The organism is Nonomuraea sp. C10 (assembly GCF_008017515.1).
GTDB lineage: Bacteria > Actinomycetota > Actinomycetes > Streptosporangiales > Streptosporangiaceae > Nonomuraea > Nonomuraea ferruginea.
In genome coordinates this window covers 3,307,742-3,325,005 of the sequence record NZ_VPFF01000001.1, presented here as the reverse complement: position 1 = coordinate 3,325,005, position 17,264 = coordinate 3,307,742, and the positions used below count along the sequence as shown (strand labels likewise).

The following is a 17,264-nucleotide window of genomic DNA, read 5'->3' as shown; positions in this document are numbered from 1 at the left end:
GGCGGTCGTCGGGGATCAGCCGCAGCAGCCGCCGCCCTGCGAGGCTCCGGCGGTCGCCAGCGGCAGCGGGCTGCCCAGCAGGCCGCCGCTGATCCCGGTGGCCAGGCCGAGGCGCTGCTCCTGGGCCTCGGCCAGGCTGGAGGAGCACACGCCGGTCTCGGGCAGGTCGAGCCGCACGTCCCGGGCGGCCTCCCAGTCGCCGGCCAGCGCGGCGACGACCGAGCGGGCCTGCTCATAGCCGGTGGCCAGCAGGAAGGTGGGGGCGCGGCCGTAACTCTTGACCCCCACCGCGTAGTAGCCGTCCTCCGGGTGCGCGAGCTCGTCGGCGCCGTGCGGCGGCACGGTGCCGCAGGAGTGCGCGTTCGGGTCGATCAGCGGCGCCAGCGCCCGGGTGGAGCCGAGGACCGCGTCCAGGTCCAGGCGCAGCTCGCTCGCGATGGCGTGGTCGGGGCGGTAGCCGGTGGCGGCCACGATCCGGTCGGCGGTGACGGCCTGCTCGGCGCCGGACGGATCGCGGCTGATCACCCGCGCCCGCGCGCCGTCGCGTTCGACGGCGTGCGTGAAGAAGCCGGTCAGCAGGCGGATGCGGCCGGAGCTGACGTGGGCGTGCAGGCGGGTGCCGAGCGCGCCGCGGGCGGGCAGCGCGTCCGCCTCGCCGCCGCCGTAGGTACGGCCGGCGTCGCCTGCGCGGATGGCCCAGGTGATCGGGGTGTCGTCGAGCTGGGCGAGCGCGAGCAGCGTGGTGGCGGCCGAGTGCCCGGCGCCGACCACCAGGACATGCTTGCCGGCGTACCGGTCGCGATCGGCGCCGAGCACGTCAGGCAGCGCGTGGTCGACCAGGTCCGCCGCGTCGGCCTCGCCGTGGGCGGGCAGGCCGGACGCGCCGAGCACGTTCGGGGTGGCGTAGGTGCCGGAGGCGTCGACGACCGCGCGGGCGTGCAGCTCGCCGCCGCCGGCCAGCCGGATCAGGAACGGCGCCCGCTCGCGGCCCGCCGTGCGGACCCGGTCGTAGCCGAGTCTGCTGATCGCGCTCACCTTCGCGCCCGTACGGATCCGGTCGCCGAAGAGCTTGGCCAGCGGCGCGAGATAGTCGTCGATCAGCTCGGTCCCGGTGGGCAGCCACTCGGGGTCGGGGGCGCTCCAGCCATCGGCTTCCAGCAGGCGGCGGGCGGCTGGGTCGATGTCGTACTTCCACGGGCTGAACACCCGCACGTGTCCCCACTGGGCCACCGAGGCGCCCGCCTGCTCACCGGCCTCCAGCACCACGAAATCGAGGCCCCGTTCGGCCAGGTGGGCCGCCGCGGCCAGCCCGACCGGGCCCGCGCCGACGACCGCGACGGGCAGGTCGTCGGACCGCACGGCCTGCGCACTCGGCTGGAGTTCGACGGCGGTGGGACCGCAGCATCCGCTCATGGTGCTTCTCCTCATGGTTCCGCGGGCCGCGACGGTCCGCGCTGTTTCGACAGTTGTCGAAGTAGCTTCTCCGACAGGATGGCCGACAACTTAGAGACATGTCAAATTAGAGGCACATCTAATCAGTACGTACCCGGAAGCGGTCCGTTCACGCGCCCGGCAGCGCTGGCGTCACCCGCCTGGATGGGAGAAAGTGGGGCAAGATCGGCATTCTTGGAGGAGGCGACTGTGCGACTCGGATTCAGCATCGGCACCCTCGGGCCCGTCGCGGCCACCCACGAGGCCCAGCTCTCGCTCGTCCGGGAGGCCGAGCGGCTCGGCTACGACTCGGTGTGGGCGTCGGAGGGGTACGGGGTGGACCCGGCCACCACGCTGGCCTGGCTCGCGGCCGGGACCGAGCGGATCCGCCTGGGCACCGGGGTGCTCCAGGCGACCGGCCGCACCGCCATCGCCGCCGCCATGGCCGCGGCCACCGTGGACCGCCTGTCGGACGGCCGGTTCCTGCTCGGGCTCGGCGCCTCGGGACCGCAGGTGGCCGAGGGCTGGCACGGCCACCCCTACCGGCGCCCGCTGGCCCACCTGCGCGACTACGTCGCCGTGGTCCGCACCGCGCTCGACGGCCGCCCCGTACGGCACGACGGGCCGGAGATCACGCTGCCGCTGCCCGGCAGCCGCGGCAAGGAGCTGACCATGCAGGCGGCGCCGGTGCAGCGGCCGCTGCCGATCCACCTGGCCGCCATGGGTCCCAAGGCGGCCGGGCTGGCGGGCGAGATCGCCGACGGCTGGCTGCCCATCCACTTCCCGCCGGAGCACGTGGCCGAGACCCTGGAGCACGTCCGTGCCGGGGCGGCCCGCGCCGGGCGCGACGCCTCCCGCGTCGAGGTCTCGCCCATGGTGATGGCCATGGTCGACGACGACGCCGACTACGCCCGCGACATGGTGCGGCCCATGCTGGCGCTGTACCTGGGCGGGATGGGCACGCGCGGGGTGAACTTCTACAACCGGCTGGCGCACCGGCTCGGCTTCGGGCCGGCCGCCGGGCGGGTCCAGGACGCCTACTTCGACGGCGACCTGGGTGCGGCCGTGGAGGAGCTGCCGGATGACCTGGTCGACGCCCTCACCCTGTGCGGCACCCCGGAGCGGGTGCGCGAGCGGCTGACCGCCTACCGCAAGGCGGGCGCGACCAGGCTGATCGTCGGCCTGAACGCGCCCACCCTGGAGGACCGCGCCGAGCAGCTCGCCTGGCTGGCGGAACTCGCCGCGTGACCCTCAGCTCCCGGCGGGAGCCGAGGGCAGCTCGCGCATCTTCGGGATCGGCGACCGCCACAGCACCACCATCGGCACCAGCGCCCCGATCACCGCCGCCACCAGCACCACCGGCCGCATCCCGAACGCCTCCCCGAGCAGCCCGGCCACCAGCGCGCCCACCGGCGCCGGCACCAGCCCCATCGCCCAGATGGTGGCGATCACCCGGCCGACCAGCTCGCGCGGCGCGGCCGACTGCAGCACCGTGATGTTGTTGACCACGAAGATCTGCGTGCAGAGCCCCACCAGCAGCTGCGACAGGCCCAGCGTGCCGAGCGCCAGCCACAGCGGCCCGCCGGCCAGCGGCACCAGGATGAGCGCGCTGTTGCCGATCACCGTGGACCAGAACATGGTCGGCCCCGGCCCGAACCCCTTCATCAGCCGCACCGACAGCCACGCCCCGGCCACCGCGCCGATCCCGCCGACCGCGAGCACCCCGCCGACCACCGCCGCCGGCAGGTCCACGACACCGAGCACGTACGGGATGTAGAGGGTCTGCAGGATGCCGATGTCGAAGAAGGAGTAGACGGCACTCGCGATCGCCAGCGGCCGGATGATCGGCTGGCTCATCACGAAACCGAACCCGGCCCGGATCGCCGAGATCATGCTGCCGCCGCTGTCCGGCGGGGGCGGGTCCTCCTTCTTGCGGATGAAGATCAGGCACAGCGCCGAGGCGACGTAGCTGATGACGTCGACCAGGATGATCAGCGGCGCGGAGCGGGCCGCCAGCAGGACCCCGGCCAGGCTGGGCCCGACCGCCTTGGACACCGAGTCGCTCAGCTGCAGCTTGCTGTTGCCGTCGCCCAGATGCTCGGGCGCCACCAGCAGCGGCAGGTACGACCGGTAGGCGATCTCGAACAGCACGCCGAACACGCCCATCACCAGGACGACCACGTACAGCCACCAGAGCGTGAGCATGTCCATCACGAACAGCAGCGGCACGGTGCAGAGCATGGCGGCGCGGATCACGTCGCTCCAGATCAGCACGGGCCGGCGCCGCATCCGGTCCACCCAGACGCCGACGACGAAGAACAGCACCATCGGCAGGCGGGCCAGCGCGCCGAGCACGCCCATCTCGGCGACGGAGGCGTTCAGCAGGAGGTAGGCGACGATGGGCATGGCCAGCACCGTCACCTGAGAGCCGACCAGGGACAGGCTCTCACCCGCCCATAACTTCAGGAAGTCCGGATTGCGCCACAGGGTGCCGGCGCGGTCAGTCGTCGGTGAGGCCATTGTCGATGCTGCTCCTTACCTCGGCGGCCGCCCGCGCGACCCGCGGCTCGTACATGACGGTGAAGCGCTCGCCGTGGATGGGCGAGATGCGCAGCCGCCCGGTCACGACGTCGCGCCAGCCCATGTCGTCGGGCGGCACGCCCTCGGCGGCGGGCGAGAACAGCAGCACGTCACCGTCGTAGGGGGCGTGCCGGTAGTAGCCGACGGCGTGCGCGTTGGCGCGGAAGACGGAGACGAAGCGGCGCGCCTGGCGCAGGTCGGCCGCGTCGGGCTGGAGGGTGTCGGCGCGGGCGGCGGCGTCGATGACGGCCAGCAGCCGCTCGTCGGGGTCCAGCCGGTGCAACTCGTCCAGGTCGACCTGGACCCTGCCGCCCGCCAGGGCGTGGGTGAGCAGCACGGCGTCGTCCTCCAGCGAGGCGCGCAGCACCGGCTCGGCGGCGTCGGAGTAGAACAGCACCACCAGCGGCACCCGCTCGCCGCGCTCGCGCAGCCGGCGGGCGGTCTCCAGCGCGATGTTGCCGCCGATGCAGTAGCCGCCGAGCACGTAGGGGCCCTGAGGGCGGACCCGCAGCAGGTGCTCGGTGTAGTCGTCGACCATCTCCTCCAGCGTCTTGTGCGGCTCCTCGCCGGGGGCGAGCCCGGCGGCCTGGACGGCGAGCACGGGCTGGTCGGCGCCGAGGTGGCGGGCGAGCGGCAGGTAGCGGAACACCTGGCCGCCCAGCGCGTGGAACAGGAAGATCGGGATCCGGTCGCCGGTGGGGCGCAGCGGCACGATCCGCTCGGGGACGCCGTCGTTGTCGTGCGGGCGGCGCAGCTCGGCGGCCAGCAGGGCCACGGTGGGGGCGGTGAGCACGGCCTGCAGCGGCACCTCGCGGCCCAGCTCCTTGCGCAGCCGCATGGTCAGCCGCAGCGCCAGGAGCGAGTGTCCGCCGAGGGCGAAGAAGTCGTCGTGCACGCCGACGGAGTCCACGCCGAGCGTCTCCTCCCAGGCGGTGGCCAGCCGGGCCTCGAACGGGTCGCGCGGCGGCAGGTACGGGGGCCGCCCGGCCTCGCCGGGCTCGGGCAGCGCGGCCCGGTCGAGCTTGCCGCTGGTGGTGACGGGCAGCTCGGCCAGCCGCACCCACGCCGACGGGATCATGTGATCGGGCAGGTGCCGCCGTAACGCGGCAGCCAGCTCGGCACCGGGATCCTCGGGCTGCGCGGGGTCGGCGGGGGTGTAGGGGACGACGTAGCCGACGAGGCGTTCGCCGCGCAGGACGACGGCGGCGGCGCGTACGGATGGGTGGGCGGTCAGCAGGGACTCGATCTCGCCCAGTTCGACCCGCTGGCCGCGGATCTTCACCTGGAAGTCGGTGCGGCCCAGGTACTGGATCTCGCCGGTGGGCAGCCAGCGGGCCACGTCCCCGGTGCGGTACAGGCGCGTGCCGGGCGGGCCGTACTGGTCGGGTACGAAGCGTTCGGCGGTCAGCGCGGGCCGGTTGACGTAGCCGCGGGCGAGCTGGACGCCGCCCAGGCACAGCTCGCCCGGCGTGCCGACCGGCACCCGGCGGCCCTCGGCGTCGAGCACCTCCAGGCGGGTGTTGGCGACCGGCCCGCCGATGGGGATCACGGTCTCGCCCGGCTCGCAGGCGTGCCAGGTCACGTCCACGGCCGCCTCTGTCGGGCCGTACAGGTTGTGCAGCTCCGTGCCGGGCATCCGCTCGTGGAAACGCGCGGCCAGCTCCGGGGAGAGCGCCTCGCCCGAGCAGATGACCCGCCGCAGCGGCGGCAGCTCGGGCTCGTCCAGGAACACCTCCAGCATCGACGGCACGAAATGCGCCACACTGGCGCGGTGCCCGGCGGCGAGGGCGGCCAGGCGGGCGCTGTCGCGGTGGGCGCCGGGCTCGGCGACGACCATCCCGGCGCCGGTGATGAGCGGCCAGAACAGCTCCCACACCGACACGTCGAACGACAGCGGCGTCTTGTGCAGGACCCGGTCCTCGCCGGTGAGCGGGAAGGTCTCCTGCATCCACCGCAGCCGGTTGGCGATCGCCCGGTGCGACACCCCCACCCCCTTCGGACGTCCCGTCGACCCCGACGTGAAGATCACGTACGCGAGCGCGTCCGGATGGACGGCGACCTCAGGAGTCGTGTCGGGGGCGGGACCGTCGAGAGGCAGCACCACCACCCCGGCAGGCAGACCGGCGTCGGACGACGGCGGGTCGCCGTCGGTGAGGACGATGCGGGCGCCGGCGTCCTCGATCATGTGGGCCAGCCGTTCCGGCGGCAGGCCGGGCTCCAGCGGGAGGTAAGCGGCGCCCGCGCCGAGCACGCCGAGCAGCGCGGGCAGGAGGCCGGGGCCGCGGTCCAGGTGGAGGCCGACCACGTCGCCGGGGCGGGCGCCGGCGGCGGCCAGCCGGGCGGTGACGGCGCGGGCGCGGGCGGCCAGCTCGCGGTAGGTGATCCAGGTGCCGTCGTAGCAGACGGCCGGCGCGGTGGGGGTGCGTGCGGCCTGCGCGGCGAGCAGCTCCGGCAGGGTCGCCTCCGGGTACGGCCGCGCGGTGGCGTTCCACCGGCCGATCTCCCCGACGTCCGCCGTCAGGAACGGGTCCGCCCGGCGCGGATCGGCGGCGCTCGTGGTGGCCAGGCGCAGGGCCGTCAGGTAATGGCCGCCGATACGGGCGATCTGCGCGGCGCCGAACTGGGCCCGGTCGTAGGTGATGACCAGGTCGAACCCGCCGTGCTCGCGCGAGCGGGTGAACGCGGCGGTGAACGGCAGGTCGGTCTGCTCGAAGAACTCCTGGCCGACGATCTCGGCGCCGGGCATGCCGCGGTAGACATGGAAGTCGCGGTAGTCGAAGAGCGCGTCCAGCATCGGCGAGCGCCCGGACAGCCGCTGGATCTCGAAGAGCGGGAACTGCCGGTGCGGCAGCAGCGCCACCTCGGCGTCGAACACCCGGCGCACCAGCTCGCCCCAGGTGGGCGCGGCCGTGTCGAGGCGCAGCGGCACCGTGTTGAGGAACAGGCCGAGCACCTCCTCGCCCGCCTCGCTCTCCGGCCGGCTGTGCGTGACCAGGCCGGTCATCACCTCGTCCTCGCCGGTGACCAGCGCCAGCACCCGCAGGTGGGCGGCCAGCATGACGGTGCGCACCGGGACGGCGAGCTCGCGGGCCACCTCGGTCACGCGGGCGAGCAGGGCGGGCTCCAGCGGCAGCCGCAGCACCTCGACGCCGTCGCCGTCCCGGTGCTCGGGCAGCCGCGGCAGCCGCGTGTCCGGCGCGTCGTCCACCCGGGCCTGCCAGAAGTCACGGGTCTGGGCGCAGGCGACGACGGCGCGCTCGCGGGCCACCAGGTCGCGGAAGGCCGCGGCGGGCGGGGTCACCGGCAGCGGCTCCCCGGCCAGGCGGGCGTGGTAGCGGCGGAACAGCTCGGTGACGAGCGTGGCCACGCTCCACCCGTCGAGGATGGCGTGGTGGAAGCTCAGGCTGAACGCGAACAGCTCGCCGGGCAGCAGGTGCGCGTGCGCGCGGGCCAGCGGCGGCCGCGACCAGTCGAACGGGCGCCGTTTCTCCTCCTCCGCCCAGCGCGCCACCCGTTCGTCCGCGTCCGGGACGCCCGACAGGTCGGTCACGGCGAACGGCAGTGTGGCCGAGCGGTGCACGAACTGCAGCGGCTCGCTGAACCCGGTCATGTCGATCGAGGTGCGCAGCACCGGGTGCCGGGCGGTCACCTCGGCCAGGGCGGCCTCGAACGCCTCCCGGTCGAACCGGCCGCGCAGCGTGATCGTGGTCAGGTCGTGGTAGGTGGCCGCGTCCGGCTCGTAGGCGCTGTGGTAGAGCATGCCCGCCTGGAGAGCGGCCAGGGGGTAGGCGTCCTCCAGGCCCCGGGCCCCGGTCGTGACAGTCATCGCGCCTCGCCTTCCAGCATCCGTGCCAGGTCCTCGGGGTCGAGCAGGCCGAACGGCGCCGCGGCCCGCGGTTCGGCGGCCGGCGTGGCCGGTTCCAGCCGGGCGGCCAGCTCTCTGACCGTCTGGTGCAGGAACAGCTGTTCCAGCCGTACGGCGTAGCCCGCCTCGCGCAGCCGGGAGACCACCTTGAGGCTGCGGATGGAGTCGCCGCCGACGGCGAAGAAGTTGTCGTGCGCCGACACCCGCGCCAGGCCGAGCACGCCCTGCCAGGCGGCGGCGACGGCCAGTTCAGCGTCGCCCTCCGGGTCGGCGTGGGCGGCCGGGTCGGGGGCGGACGGGTCGGGCAGCGCGTCGCGGTCGAGCTTGCCGCTGCGGTTGAGCGGCAGCGCGTCCAGGATCGTCAGGGTGGCGGGGACCAGGTGGCCGGGCAGCCGCTCGCGCAGCAGGGCGTGCCACCGCGCCGGGTCGTGCTCGCCGACGTCCGGCACCACGTATCCGGCCAGCCGCAGCCCGGCCCCGTCGGCGACGGCCCGCGCGGCGGCGGCGCGCACGCCGGGCAGCGCCGACAGCGCGGCGTCGATCTCGCCCAGTTCGACCCGCATGCCGCGGATCTTGACCTGGTGGTCGGCGCGGCCCAGGTACTCGATCTCGCCGTCGGGCCGCCATCTGGCCAGGTCGCCGGTGTCGTACAGCCTGCCGCCAGGAGGGCCGTGCGGGTCGGGCGCGAACCGTTCGGCGGTCAGGGCGGGCCGGTCGACGTAGCCGCGGGCGAGCTGGACGCCGCCGATCCACAGCGTGCCGGGGACGCCGACGGGCACCCGGTTCATGCGCTCGTCGAGGATCTCCAGGCGGGTGTTGGCGACCGGCCCGCCGATGGGGATCACGGTCTCCCCCGGCTCGCAGGCGTGCCGGGTGACGTCCACGGCCGCCTCCGTGGGGCCGTACAGGTTGTGCAGCTCCGTACCGGGCATCCGCTCGTGGAAGCGCGCGGCCAGCTCCGGGGGCAGCGCCTCGCCGGAGCAGATGACGCGCCGCAGCGGCGGCAGGCCGGGTTCGTCGAGGTAGGCGTCGAGCATGGACGGCACGAAGTGGACGGTGCTGACGTCCCCGGCGCCGAACAGGCGGGTCAGGTAGCCGGGGTCGGCGTGCCCGCCGGGGTCGGCGACCACCATTCCGGCGCCGGTGATGAGCGGCCAGAACAGCTCCCACACCGACACGTCGAACGAGAACGGCGTCTTGAACGCCACCCGGTCCTCGCCGGTCAGCGGGAAGGCGTCCTGCATCCACCGCAGCCGGTTGACGATCGCCCGGTGCGACACCCCCACACCCTTCGGACGTCCCGTCGACCCCGACGTGAAGATCACGTACGCGAGCGCGTCCGGATGGACCTCAGGAGTCGTGTCGGGGGCCGGCTCCGTGAGGGGGGCCGCGTCGAGGAGGACGGGGGTGATGCCGGAGGGCAGGAGGGCGTGGTGGGTGGTGCTCGTGATCGCGAGGCGGGCGCCGGAGTCGGACAGCATGGCGGCGAGCCGGGCCGGCGGGTGGTCCGGCTCCAGCGGCAGGTAGGCGGCGCCGGCGGCGATCACCGCGTGCACGGCGACCACCAGGTCCGGCCCGCGTTCCAGGCACACGCCGACGACCCGGTCGGGTCCGGCGCCGAGCGCGCGCAGCGTGCGGGCCAGCCGGTCGACCCGGGCGGTGAACTGCTCGTAGGTGAGCCACTCCTCCCCGTGGCGCACGGCGGGGGCGTGCGGGGTGCGCGCCGCCTGGTCCGCCAGCAGGCCGGCGAGCGTCGCGCTCTCGTACGGGGCGGCCGTGTCGTTGGCCCGCAGGACCGTCTCCAGCTCTCCGGGCGTGAGCAGCGGCACCTCGCTCACGGGACGCCCGGGCGCGGCCACCGCCCGGGTGAGGAAGGCGCGGAAGTGGTCCGCGAACCGCTCCATCCGGTCGTGGTCGAACACGTCGGTGGCGTAGTGCAGCACCCCTGTCAGCCCGTCACCGGCCTCCTCGATCACCAGGTGCAGGTCCGCCTGGGTGACGCCGGGGTCGATGTCCAGGGTGCGCAGCGACACCCCGGCCGCCTCCGGCGGGGCGGGCGGCACGTTCTGGTAGGCGAGCATCACCTGGAACAGCGGGTTGCGGGCCAGGTCGCGCTCCTCGGCCAGCTCCCGCACCAGCACCTCGAACGGCAGCTCGGCGTGGTCGTGCGCGTCCAGCACCCGTTCCCTGGTGCGCCGGACCAGCTCGCCGAAGCCGGGGTCGCCGGACAGGTCGCCGCGCAGCACCAGCGTGTTGAGGAACAGTCCGGCCAGCTCCTCGACGTCCGGGTGCGCCCGGCCGGACACCGGCGTGCCGATCGGGATGTCGTCGCGTCCGGTGTAGCGGGCCAGCACCGCCTGCAGCGCCGCCAGCAGCACCATGAACGGCGTCGCCTGCCGCTCCGCCGCGAACTCCCGGACCGCGGCGACGGTGTCCGCGTCGATCCCGAACGTCAGCCTGCGGCCCGCCATGCCCGCCGGCCCGTGCCGCTGCCGGTCCGCGGGCAGGTCCAGAGTGGCGGGCAGGCCGGCGAGGATGTCCTTCCAGTACGCGAGATCGTCCGTACGTTCGCCGGCCCGGCGGCGGTGCCAGGCGGCGAAGTCGCGATAGCCGGTGGGCAGGGCGGGCAGGTCCGGCGGGGTGCCGGTGACGCGGGCCCGGTAGAGCTCCATGAGGTCGCGCAGCAGGATCGACAGGCTCCACCGGTCGGCGCTCACGTGGTGCAGGGTCAGGAACAGGTCATGCTCCTCGCGGCTCCGCCTGACGAGGACGGCTCTGGCGAGGGGGCCGGTGGCGAGGTCGAACCGGTGGCGGGCCTCCCGGCGCCCGATCTCGTCCTCGTCCGTCCCGCCGGGAGCGGGGAGGGGGCGGACGGCCAGGCGGGGTCTGCGGGTGCCCTCCTGGAGGTGCGGTTCGCCGTCGGCGCCGGTGATGACGAGGCGGAGGGCGTCGTGCCGGTCCACCAGGTCGTCGAAGGCGGCGGCCAGCGCCTCGACGTCGAGCGGCCCGGTCAGGCGTTCGGCCCAGGCCACGTTGTAGGCGGGGTTGCCGGGATCGAGCTGGTCCAGGAACCACAGGCGGGCCTGGGCGTGCGACGGCTCCACCGGCCCTTCGGCGGCGGGTATGGAGGCGGCGTGCGCCGAGGTCAGCAGGGGGGCCAGCCCGGCGATGGTCGGCGTCTCGAAGCAGCGGCGCAGCGTCACCCGCGCGCCGAACTCCTCCCGCATCCTGACCACGAGCCGCATCGCCAGCAGGGAGTGGCCGCCGAGGGTGAAGAAGTCGTCGTCCACGCCGATCCGGTCCCTGCCGAGCAGGCCGGTCCAGACGGCGTGCAAGGTGTGCTCCTCCGGCGTGCGCGGCGGCCGCTGCTCGCGGGCCTCTTCCGGCGGGGGCGGCGGGAGGGCCTTGCGGTCGAGCTTGCCGCTGGGCAGCACCGGGAAACCGTCCACCGTCACGAACGCCGCCGGGACCATCGCCTCCGGCAACCGCGCACGCAAGAACCCCCTCAACGAACCAGGATCAACCCCCGAACCCGCACCAGGCTGGACATACGCCACCAGACCACGACCACCCGGAGCATCATCACGCACCACCACCACCGCACGACCCACCCCCGGACACTCCCCCAGCACCGCCGCAACCTCATCAGGCTCGACCCGCACCCCCCGCACCTTCACCTGATCATCAACACGCCCCAGATACTCCAACTCCCCCGACCCACACCACCGCACCAGATCACCCGTCCGATACAACCGCCCCCCACCACCACCGAACGGATCCGGAACAAACCGCTCCCCCGTCAACCCCGCACGACCGTGATAACCCCGAGAAACCCCCACCCCACCCAGCAACAACTCACCCGGCACCCCCACCGGAACCGGACACAACCCCCCATCCACCACATACACCGACGTATTCGCCACCGGCGTGCCGATGGAGCCGCCTGCGTCGCCCGTGACCCGGTGCCCGGTGGACCACACGGTCGTCTCGGTCGGCCCGTACAGGTCCCACAGCTCGTCCGTCACCTTCAGGAGCCGGGCGGCGAGCCCGGCGGGCAGCGCCTCGCCCGTGGAGATGATCCGGGGGACACGGGCGGCGAGCGCGGGCAGCAGGCCCTCCAGCATGGACGGGGTGGCCTGGACGGTGTGCACGTCGCCGACCAGCCGGTGCACCCGCTCGATCTCGGCGGAGGAGGCCACCACGACGGTCCCGCCGGTGACCAGCGGGCCGAAGATCTCGATCATCGCGATGTCGAACGACACCGACGTCAGGAACAGGTACCGCTCCCCCGCCGCCGGGCCGGGCTCCTCGCGCACGTGTCCCAGCAGGCTGACCAGGCCGCGGTGCGGCACCACGACGCCCTTGGCCCGGCCGGTCGAGCCGGAGGTGTAGATCAGGTAGGCGGCCTGGTCCGGGTGCGCGCCCGTACCGAACTCCTCCCCGTCCGCGGGGAGGTCTTCGAGCAGCAGGCGGCCGGGCCGGTCGGGGAGGCGGGCCTGGAGTGCGGCGGTGGTGACGGCGAGCGCGGCCCCGGAGTCGGCGAGGATCCCGGCGAGCCGCTCCGGCGGGTAGCCGGGGTCCAAGGGGACGTAGCAGCCGCCGGCCTTGAGCACCCCGAGCAGGGCGGCGACCAGGTCCGGGGTGCGGGGCAGGCACACGCCCACCCGGGTCTCGGGGCCGACGCCGAGCCGCCGCAGCCGCGCGGCCAGGCGGGCCGCTTTCGCCTCCAGCTCCGCGTACGTCAGGACGCGGCCGTGCGCGTCGGCCACGGCGGGCGCGTCCGGGGTGCGGGCGGCCTGCTCGGCGACCAGCTCGTGCACGCCGCGTTCCGGGTACGGGAGAGCCGGGCCGTCGCCTGCCCGCAGGGTGCGCTCCTGTTCGTCGGCGGGCATGAGCGGCAGCTCCGACAGGCGCAGGCCGGGATCGGCGACGGCGGCCGCGAGCAGGGTGCGCAGGTGGCCGGCCAGGCGGGCCATCCGGTCGTCGTCGAACAGGTCGGTGGGGTAGTCGAGCACGCACAGCAGCCGGCCGTCGGGGCGCTCCTCGACGATGAGGTCCAGGTCGAACATGGCGGTGCCGGGCCGCACGTCCAGCCGTTCCAGGCGCAGGCCGCGCGCGCCGCCGGGCAGCGGCGGGGTGTTCTGGTAGGCGAGCATCACCTGGAACAGCGGGTTCCTGGACAGGTCGCGGCCCGCCGACAGCTCCTCCACCAGGGTCTCGAACGGCAGCGCCGCGTGTTCGAACGCGCCCAGCGCCCGCTCCCGGGTGCGCTCCACCAGCTCGGTGAAGCTCGGGTCGCCGGACAGGTCGCCGCGCAGCACCACGGTGTTGAGGAACAGGCCGACGGTGTCGTCGAGCGACGGGTCGGGGCGGGCCGAGACGGGCGTGCCGATCGGGATGTCGGTCTGGCCGGTGTAGCGGGCCAGCAGCGCCTGCACGGCGGCGGCCAGCACCATGAACGGGGTGGCCCGGTGTCCGGCCGCCAGCGCGCGCACCCCGTCGGCGGTCGGCCGGTCCAGGTCGAACGGCAGCCTGCGCCCCGCGTTGTGGCGGACGGGCGGGCGGGGCCGGTCGGCGGGCAGGTCGAGCACGTCGGGCAGCCCGGCGAGGGTCTCGCGCCAGTGGGCGAGGTCGCCGTCCCCGCCGGCGGGGCGGGACCGCTGCCAGGTGGCGTAGGCGGCGTAGCCGGTCGGCGCCGCAGGGAGCGGGTCGCCGGCGTGCAGCGCCAGCAGGTCGCGCAGCAGGATCGCCACGGACCAGCGGTCGGCCAGGATGTGGTGCAGGGTCAGGATCAGGCGGTGCTCCCGCTCGGCGACCCGCAGCAGGCGGGCCCTGGTGAGGGGGCCCGTCTCCAGGGCGAACCGGTGCCCGGCCTCGCCGAGGGCCGCCGCGTCCGCCTCGGCGGGGGTGACGTCTTCGACGGTGAGCGCGGGCCTGACGGGGCCGGGCGCCTGCCAGGGCTCGCCGTCCTTGAGCGTGACCACGTACCCGAGTACGGGGTGGCGCTCCACGAGCGCGTCGAACGCCGCCGCCAGCGCGGCGGCGTCCAGCGGGCCGTCGATCCGGTACGCCCAGGACAGGGTGTAGGCGGGGTTGCCGGGGTCGAGCTGGTCGACGACCCAGAGCCGGCGCTGCGCCTCGGTCAGCGGGGCGCCCAGCTGGGGGTCGGCGTGCGGGATCGCCGGAGTGGGCGGGCTCGGCCGGCGGCGGCCGAGGAGGCGGGCCTCGAGTGCGGCCCGCTGGTCCGGGCTGAGCGCGGCCAGGCGCTCGCGGATCCCTTCGGCGTCGCTCACCGCTCCTCCTCAAGAAGCTCCAGATCGGTCCCGAGCGCGTGCTCGAGTACGGCCAGCGCCTGCTCCTCGACGGTGGTGGCGTCGAAGCAGCGGCGCAGCGGCAGTTCCACGCCCAGTTCGTCGGAGATCCGGGCAATGAGGCGGACCACGAGCAGGGAGTGGCCGCCCAGCTCGAAGAAGTCGTCGCGCGCTCCGACGCGGTCCCGTCCGAGCAGGTCGGACCAGATGGCGGCCAGCGTCTCCTCCGCGGGGGTGGCCGGGGGCACGAAGGCGGGGGCGGTATCGGGGTGCGGCGGTGGGAGTGCGTTGCGGTCGAGCTTGCCGCTCGGCAGCACCGGGAAACCCTCCACCGTCACGAACGCCGCCGGGACCATCGCCTCCGGCAACCGCGCACGCAAGAACGCCCTCAACGAACCGGCATCAGCACCTGGATCGAGCTGGACATAGGCCACCAGCCCACGACCACCCGGAGCGTCATCACGCACCACCACCACCGCACGACCCACCCCCGGACACTCCCCCAGCACCGCCGCAACCTCATCAGGCTCGACCCGCACCCCCCGCACCTTCACCTGATCATCAACACGCCCCAGATACTCCAACTCCCCCGACACACACCACCGCACCAAATCCCCCGTCCGATACAACCGCCCCCCACCACCACCGAACGGATCCGGAACAAACCGCTCCCCCGTCAACCCCGCACGACCGTGATAACCCCGAGAAACCCCCACCCCACCCAGCAACAACTCACCCGGCACCCCCACCGGAACCGGACACAACCCCCCATCCACCACATACACCGACGTGTTCGCCACCGGCGTGCCGATGAGGATCGTGGTGGCGTCACGCGGCACCCGGTAGGCGGTGGACCAGATGGTGGTCTCCGTCGGGCCGTAGAAGTTCCACAGCTCCCCGGCCACCTTCAGCAGCCGCGCCGCCAGGTCGGGCGGCAGGGGCTCGCCGCCGAGGATGACCCGCGGCAGGCCGGGCGGCAGGTGCCCGGCGACCAGGCCGGCCACCGAGGGGGTGAGCTGCACCAGGTCCACCCCTTCGGCCGCGCGACCGGCCTGACGGGGCACGCGGGAGGTGTCGTCTGGGGCGACGACGAGGGTGCCGCCGGACAGCAGCGGCGTGAAGATCTCCAGCGCGGCGATGTCGAAGGACAGCGACGTCATGAGCAGCGCGCTGCCGCCGCCGACCCGGCGGATCACGTCGGTGACCAGGTTGACGACCCCCCGGTGCGGCACCTCGACGCCCTTGGGCCGCCCGGTCGAGCCGGAGGTGTAGATCAGGTAGGCCAGGTTGTCCGGACCCACCCGTACCGGCGTCGCGGACGGCCCTTCCGGCGGCCGGTCCAGCAGGAACACCGGCGGCCGGTCGGCGGGCAGGTCGCCGGCCAGGCGCGAGGTGGTGATCAGCAGCCGCGCGCCGGAGTCGGCCAGGATGTACGACAGCCGTTCCGCCGGGTACGCCGGGTCCAGCGGCAGGTAGTGGCCGCCCGCCCGCAGGACCGCCAGCAGCGCCACCACTAGTTCGGCGTCGCGGGGCAGGCACAGCGCCACGCAGGTCTCGGCGCCCACGCCGGCCGCCGCCAGCCGCCCGGCCAGCGCGCGGACGCGCTCGTCCAGCTCGGCGTAGGTGAGCGTGCCGCCGGCGAGGTCGCGGAGCGCGACCGCGTCCGGCGTGCGCGCGGCCTGCTCGGCGACCAGCTCGTGCAGGGTTCCTGCGGGGTACGGTGCGGCGGTGGCGTTCCAGCCGGTGAGCAGCCTCCGTTCCCGTTCCGGCGTCATCAGCGGCAGCCGCGACACCCGGATCCCCGGGTCGGCGACGGCGGCCTCCAGGACGAGCCGGTACGCCTCGGCCAGCCGCGCCACCGTGTCCGCGTCGTACAGCTCGGTGCTGTACTCGAAGTAGAGGCCCGCGCCGGAAGGGGTCCTGACCACGTCGAGGCCGAGGTCGTGCTGGGCGGTGCCGTTGGGGAACTGGCCGCGCGAGTCCATCGGCAGCAGGTTGAAGCCCACCTGGTACAGCGGGGTGCGGCTGGGGTCGCGGGCCGGCCGCAGCGCCTCCACCAGCCGGTCGAACGGCACGTCGGCGTGGTCCAGCGCTTCCAGGACGGTGCCGCGCACCCGGTCCAGCAGCTCGTCGAAGGACGGGTCGCCGGACAGGTCCGTGCGCAGCACCAGCGTGTTGACGAACATGCCGATGACCGGCTCGAACTCGGGCAGGTCCCGGCCGGCGACCGGCGAGCCGACCACGACGTCGTCCTGGCCGCCGTAGCGGGCGAGCAGCGCCTTGAACCCGGCCAGCAGCACCATGAACAGGGTGGCGCCGCGCCGCCTGGCCAGCTCCTCCAGCGCGTCGACGAGATCCCCGGGCAGGGTGCGGGCGTACTCGTCGCCGGCGTGGCCGCGGGTGGCCGGGCGCGGCCTGTCGGTGGGCAGGCCGGTGTCGCCGGGCAGCCCGGCCAGGCGTTCGCGCCAGTAGCCGAGCTGGCCGGCGAGCACGCCCCCGGCGAGGTGCTCGCGCTGCCAGGCGGCGTAGTCGGCGTACTGGATGGGCAGTTCGGGCAGGTCCGGCTCGCGGCCCTGGCCGAGCGCGTCGTGGATCTCCTTCAGCTCACTGGTGAAGACGACGCCGGAGCGGGCGTCGAACACCGCGTGGTGCACGACCAGCACGATCCGCTGCAGCTCGTCGCTCATGCGGACCAGCCGCGCCCGCCACAGCGGCGGCCGGTCCAGGGCGAACGGCCTGCGCGCCTCGGCCAGGGCCAGGGCGCGGAACTCGCGTTCGGCCCGCTCGGGCGGCAGGCCGCGCAGGTCGGTGCAGGGCAGCGTGACCGGCAGGTCCACCTGGACGACCTGGACCAGGTCGCCGTCCTCGGTCGCCAGCGACGTGCGCAGCGTCTCGTGCCGCCCGACGACCTGGCGCAGCGCGTCCAGGCACCGCTCCGGGTCGCTGCGGCCGGGCAGCTCGATCACCGCGTTGACGTGGTGCGCGGGCGCGTCCGGGTCGAGCCGGGCGAGGAACCACAGGCGTTCCTGGGCGTACGAGGCAGGCAAGACGTAGGTGCCGGTCACGGCCGGTGTCCT

The 17,264-nt window shown here is 74.4% G+C and carries 6 protein-coding genes; 1 reads left to right on the top strand and 5 read right to left on the bottom strand.

Annotation, left to right across the window (positions count from 1 at the left end):
- Window positions 1–15: 15 nt before the first annotated feature.
- A complete protein-coding gene (locus FR742_RS15055) occupies window positions 16–1,413 on the bottom strand; it encodes an FAD-dependent oxidoreductase (RefSeq protein WP_187281155.1) in 1,398 nt (465 codons plus the stop codon).
- Between the two features lie 228 nt (window positions 1,414–1,641).
- On the opposite strand from FR742_RS15055, the gene FR742_RS15050 reads away from it, so the two are divergent.
- On the top strand, window positions 1,642–2,679 hold the full coding sequence (locus FR742_RS15050; protein ID WP_148031539.1) for an LLM class flavin-dependent oxidoreductase: 1,038 nt from the start codon (window positions 1,642–1,644) through the stop codon (window positions 2,677–2,679).
- A gap of 3 nt (window positions 2,680–2,682) precedes the next feature.
- On the opposite strand, the gene FR742_RS15045 is transcribed toward FR742_RS15050, so the two are convergent.
- The 4 genes from FR742_RS15045 to FR742_RS15030 are packed head-to-tail and all read right to left on the bottom strand — an operon-like array spanning window position 2,683 to window position 17,252.
- Entirely contained in the window at window positions 2,683–3,951 is a 1,269-nt protein-coding gene (locus tag FR742_RS15045) for an MFS transporter (RefSeq protein WP_148031538.1), read from the bottom strand.
- Window positions 3,932–7,837 carry a non-ribosomal peptide synthetase gene (locus tag FR742_RS15040; RefSeq protein WP_148031537.1) on the bottom strand — a complete coding sequence of 1,302 codons (3,906 nt, stop codon included), beginning with the start codon at window positions 7,835–7,837 and terminating at the stop codon, window positions 3,932–3,934. The genes FR742_RS15045 and FR742_RS15040 overlap by 20 nt, the downstream gene beginning before the upstream one ends.
- Window positions 7,834–14,169 (bottom strand): non-ribosomal peptide synthetase, encoded by a 6,336-nt coding sequence (locus FR742_RS15035; RefSeq protein WP_148031536.1) that lies wholly within the window; start codon window positions 14,167–14,169, stop codon window positions 7,834–7,836. Before FR742_RS15035 ends, FR742_RS15040 begins: the two co-directional genes overlap by 4 nt.
- Window positions 14,166–17,252 (bottom strand): non-ribosomal peptide synthetase, encoded by a 3,087-nt coding sequence (locus FR742_RS15030; protein WP_148031535.1) that lies wholly within the window; start codon window positions 17,250–17,252, stop codon window positions 14,166–14,168. Before FR742_RS15030 ends, FR742_RS15035 begins: the two co-directional genes overlap by 4 nt.
- Window positions 17,253–17,264: the final 12 nt, after the last annotated feature.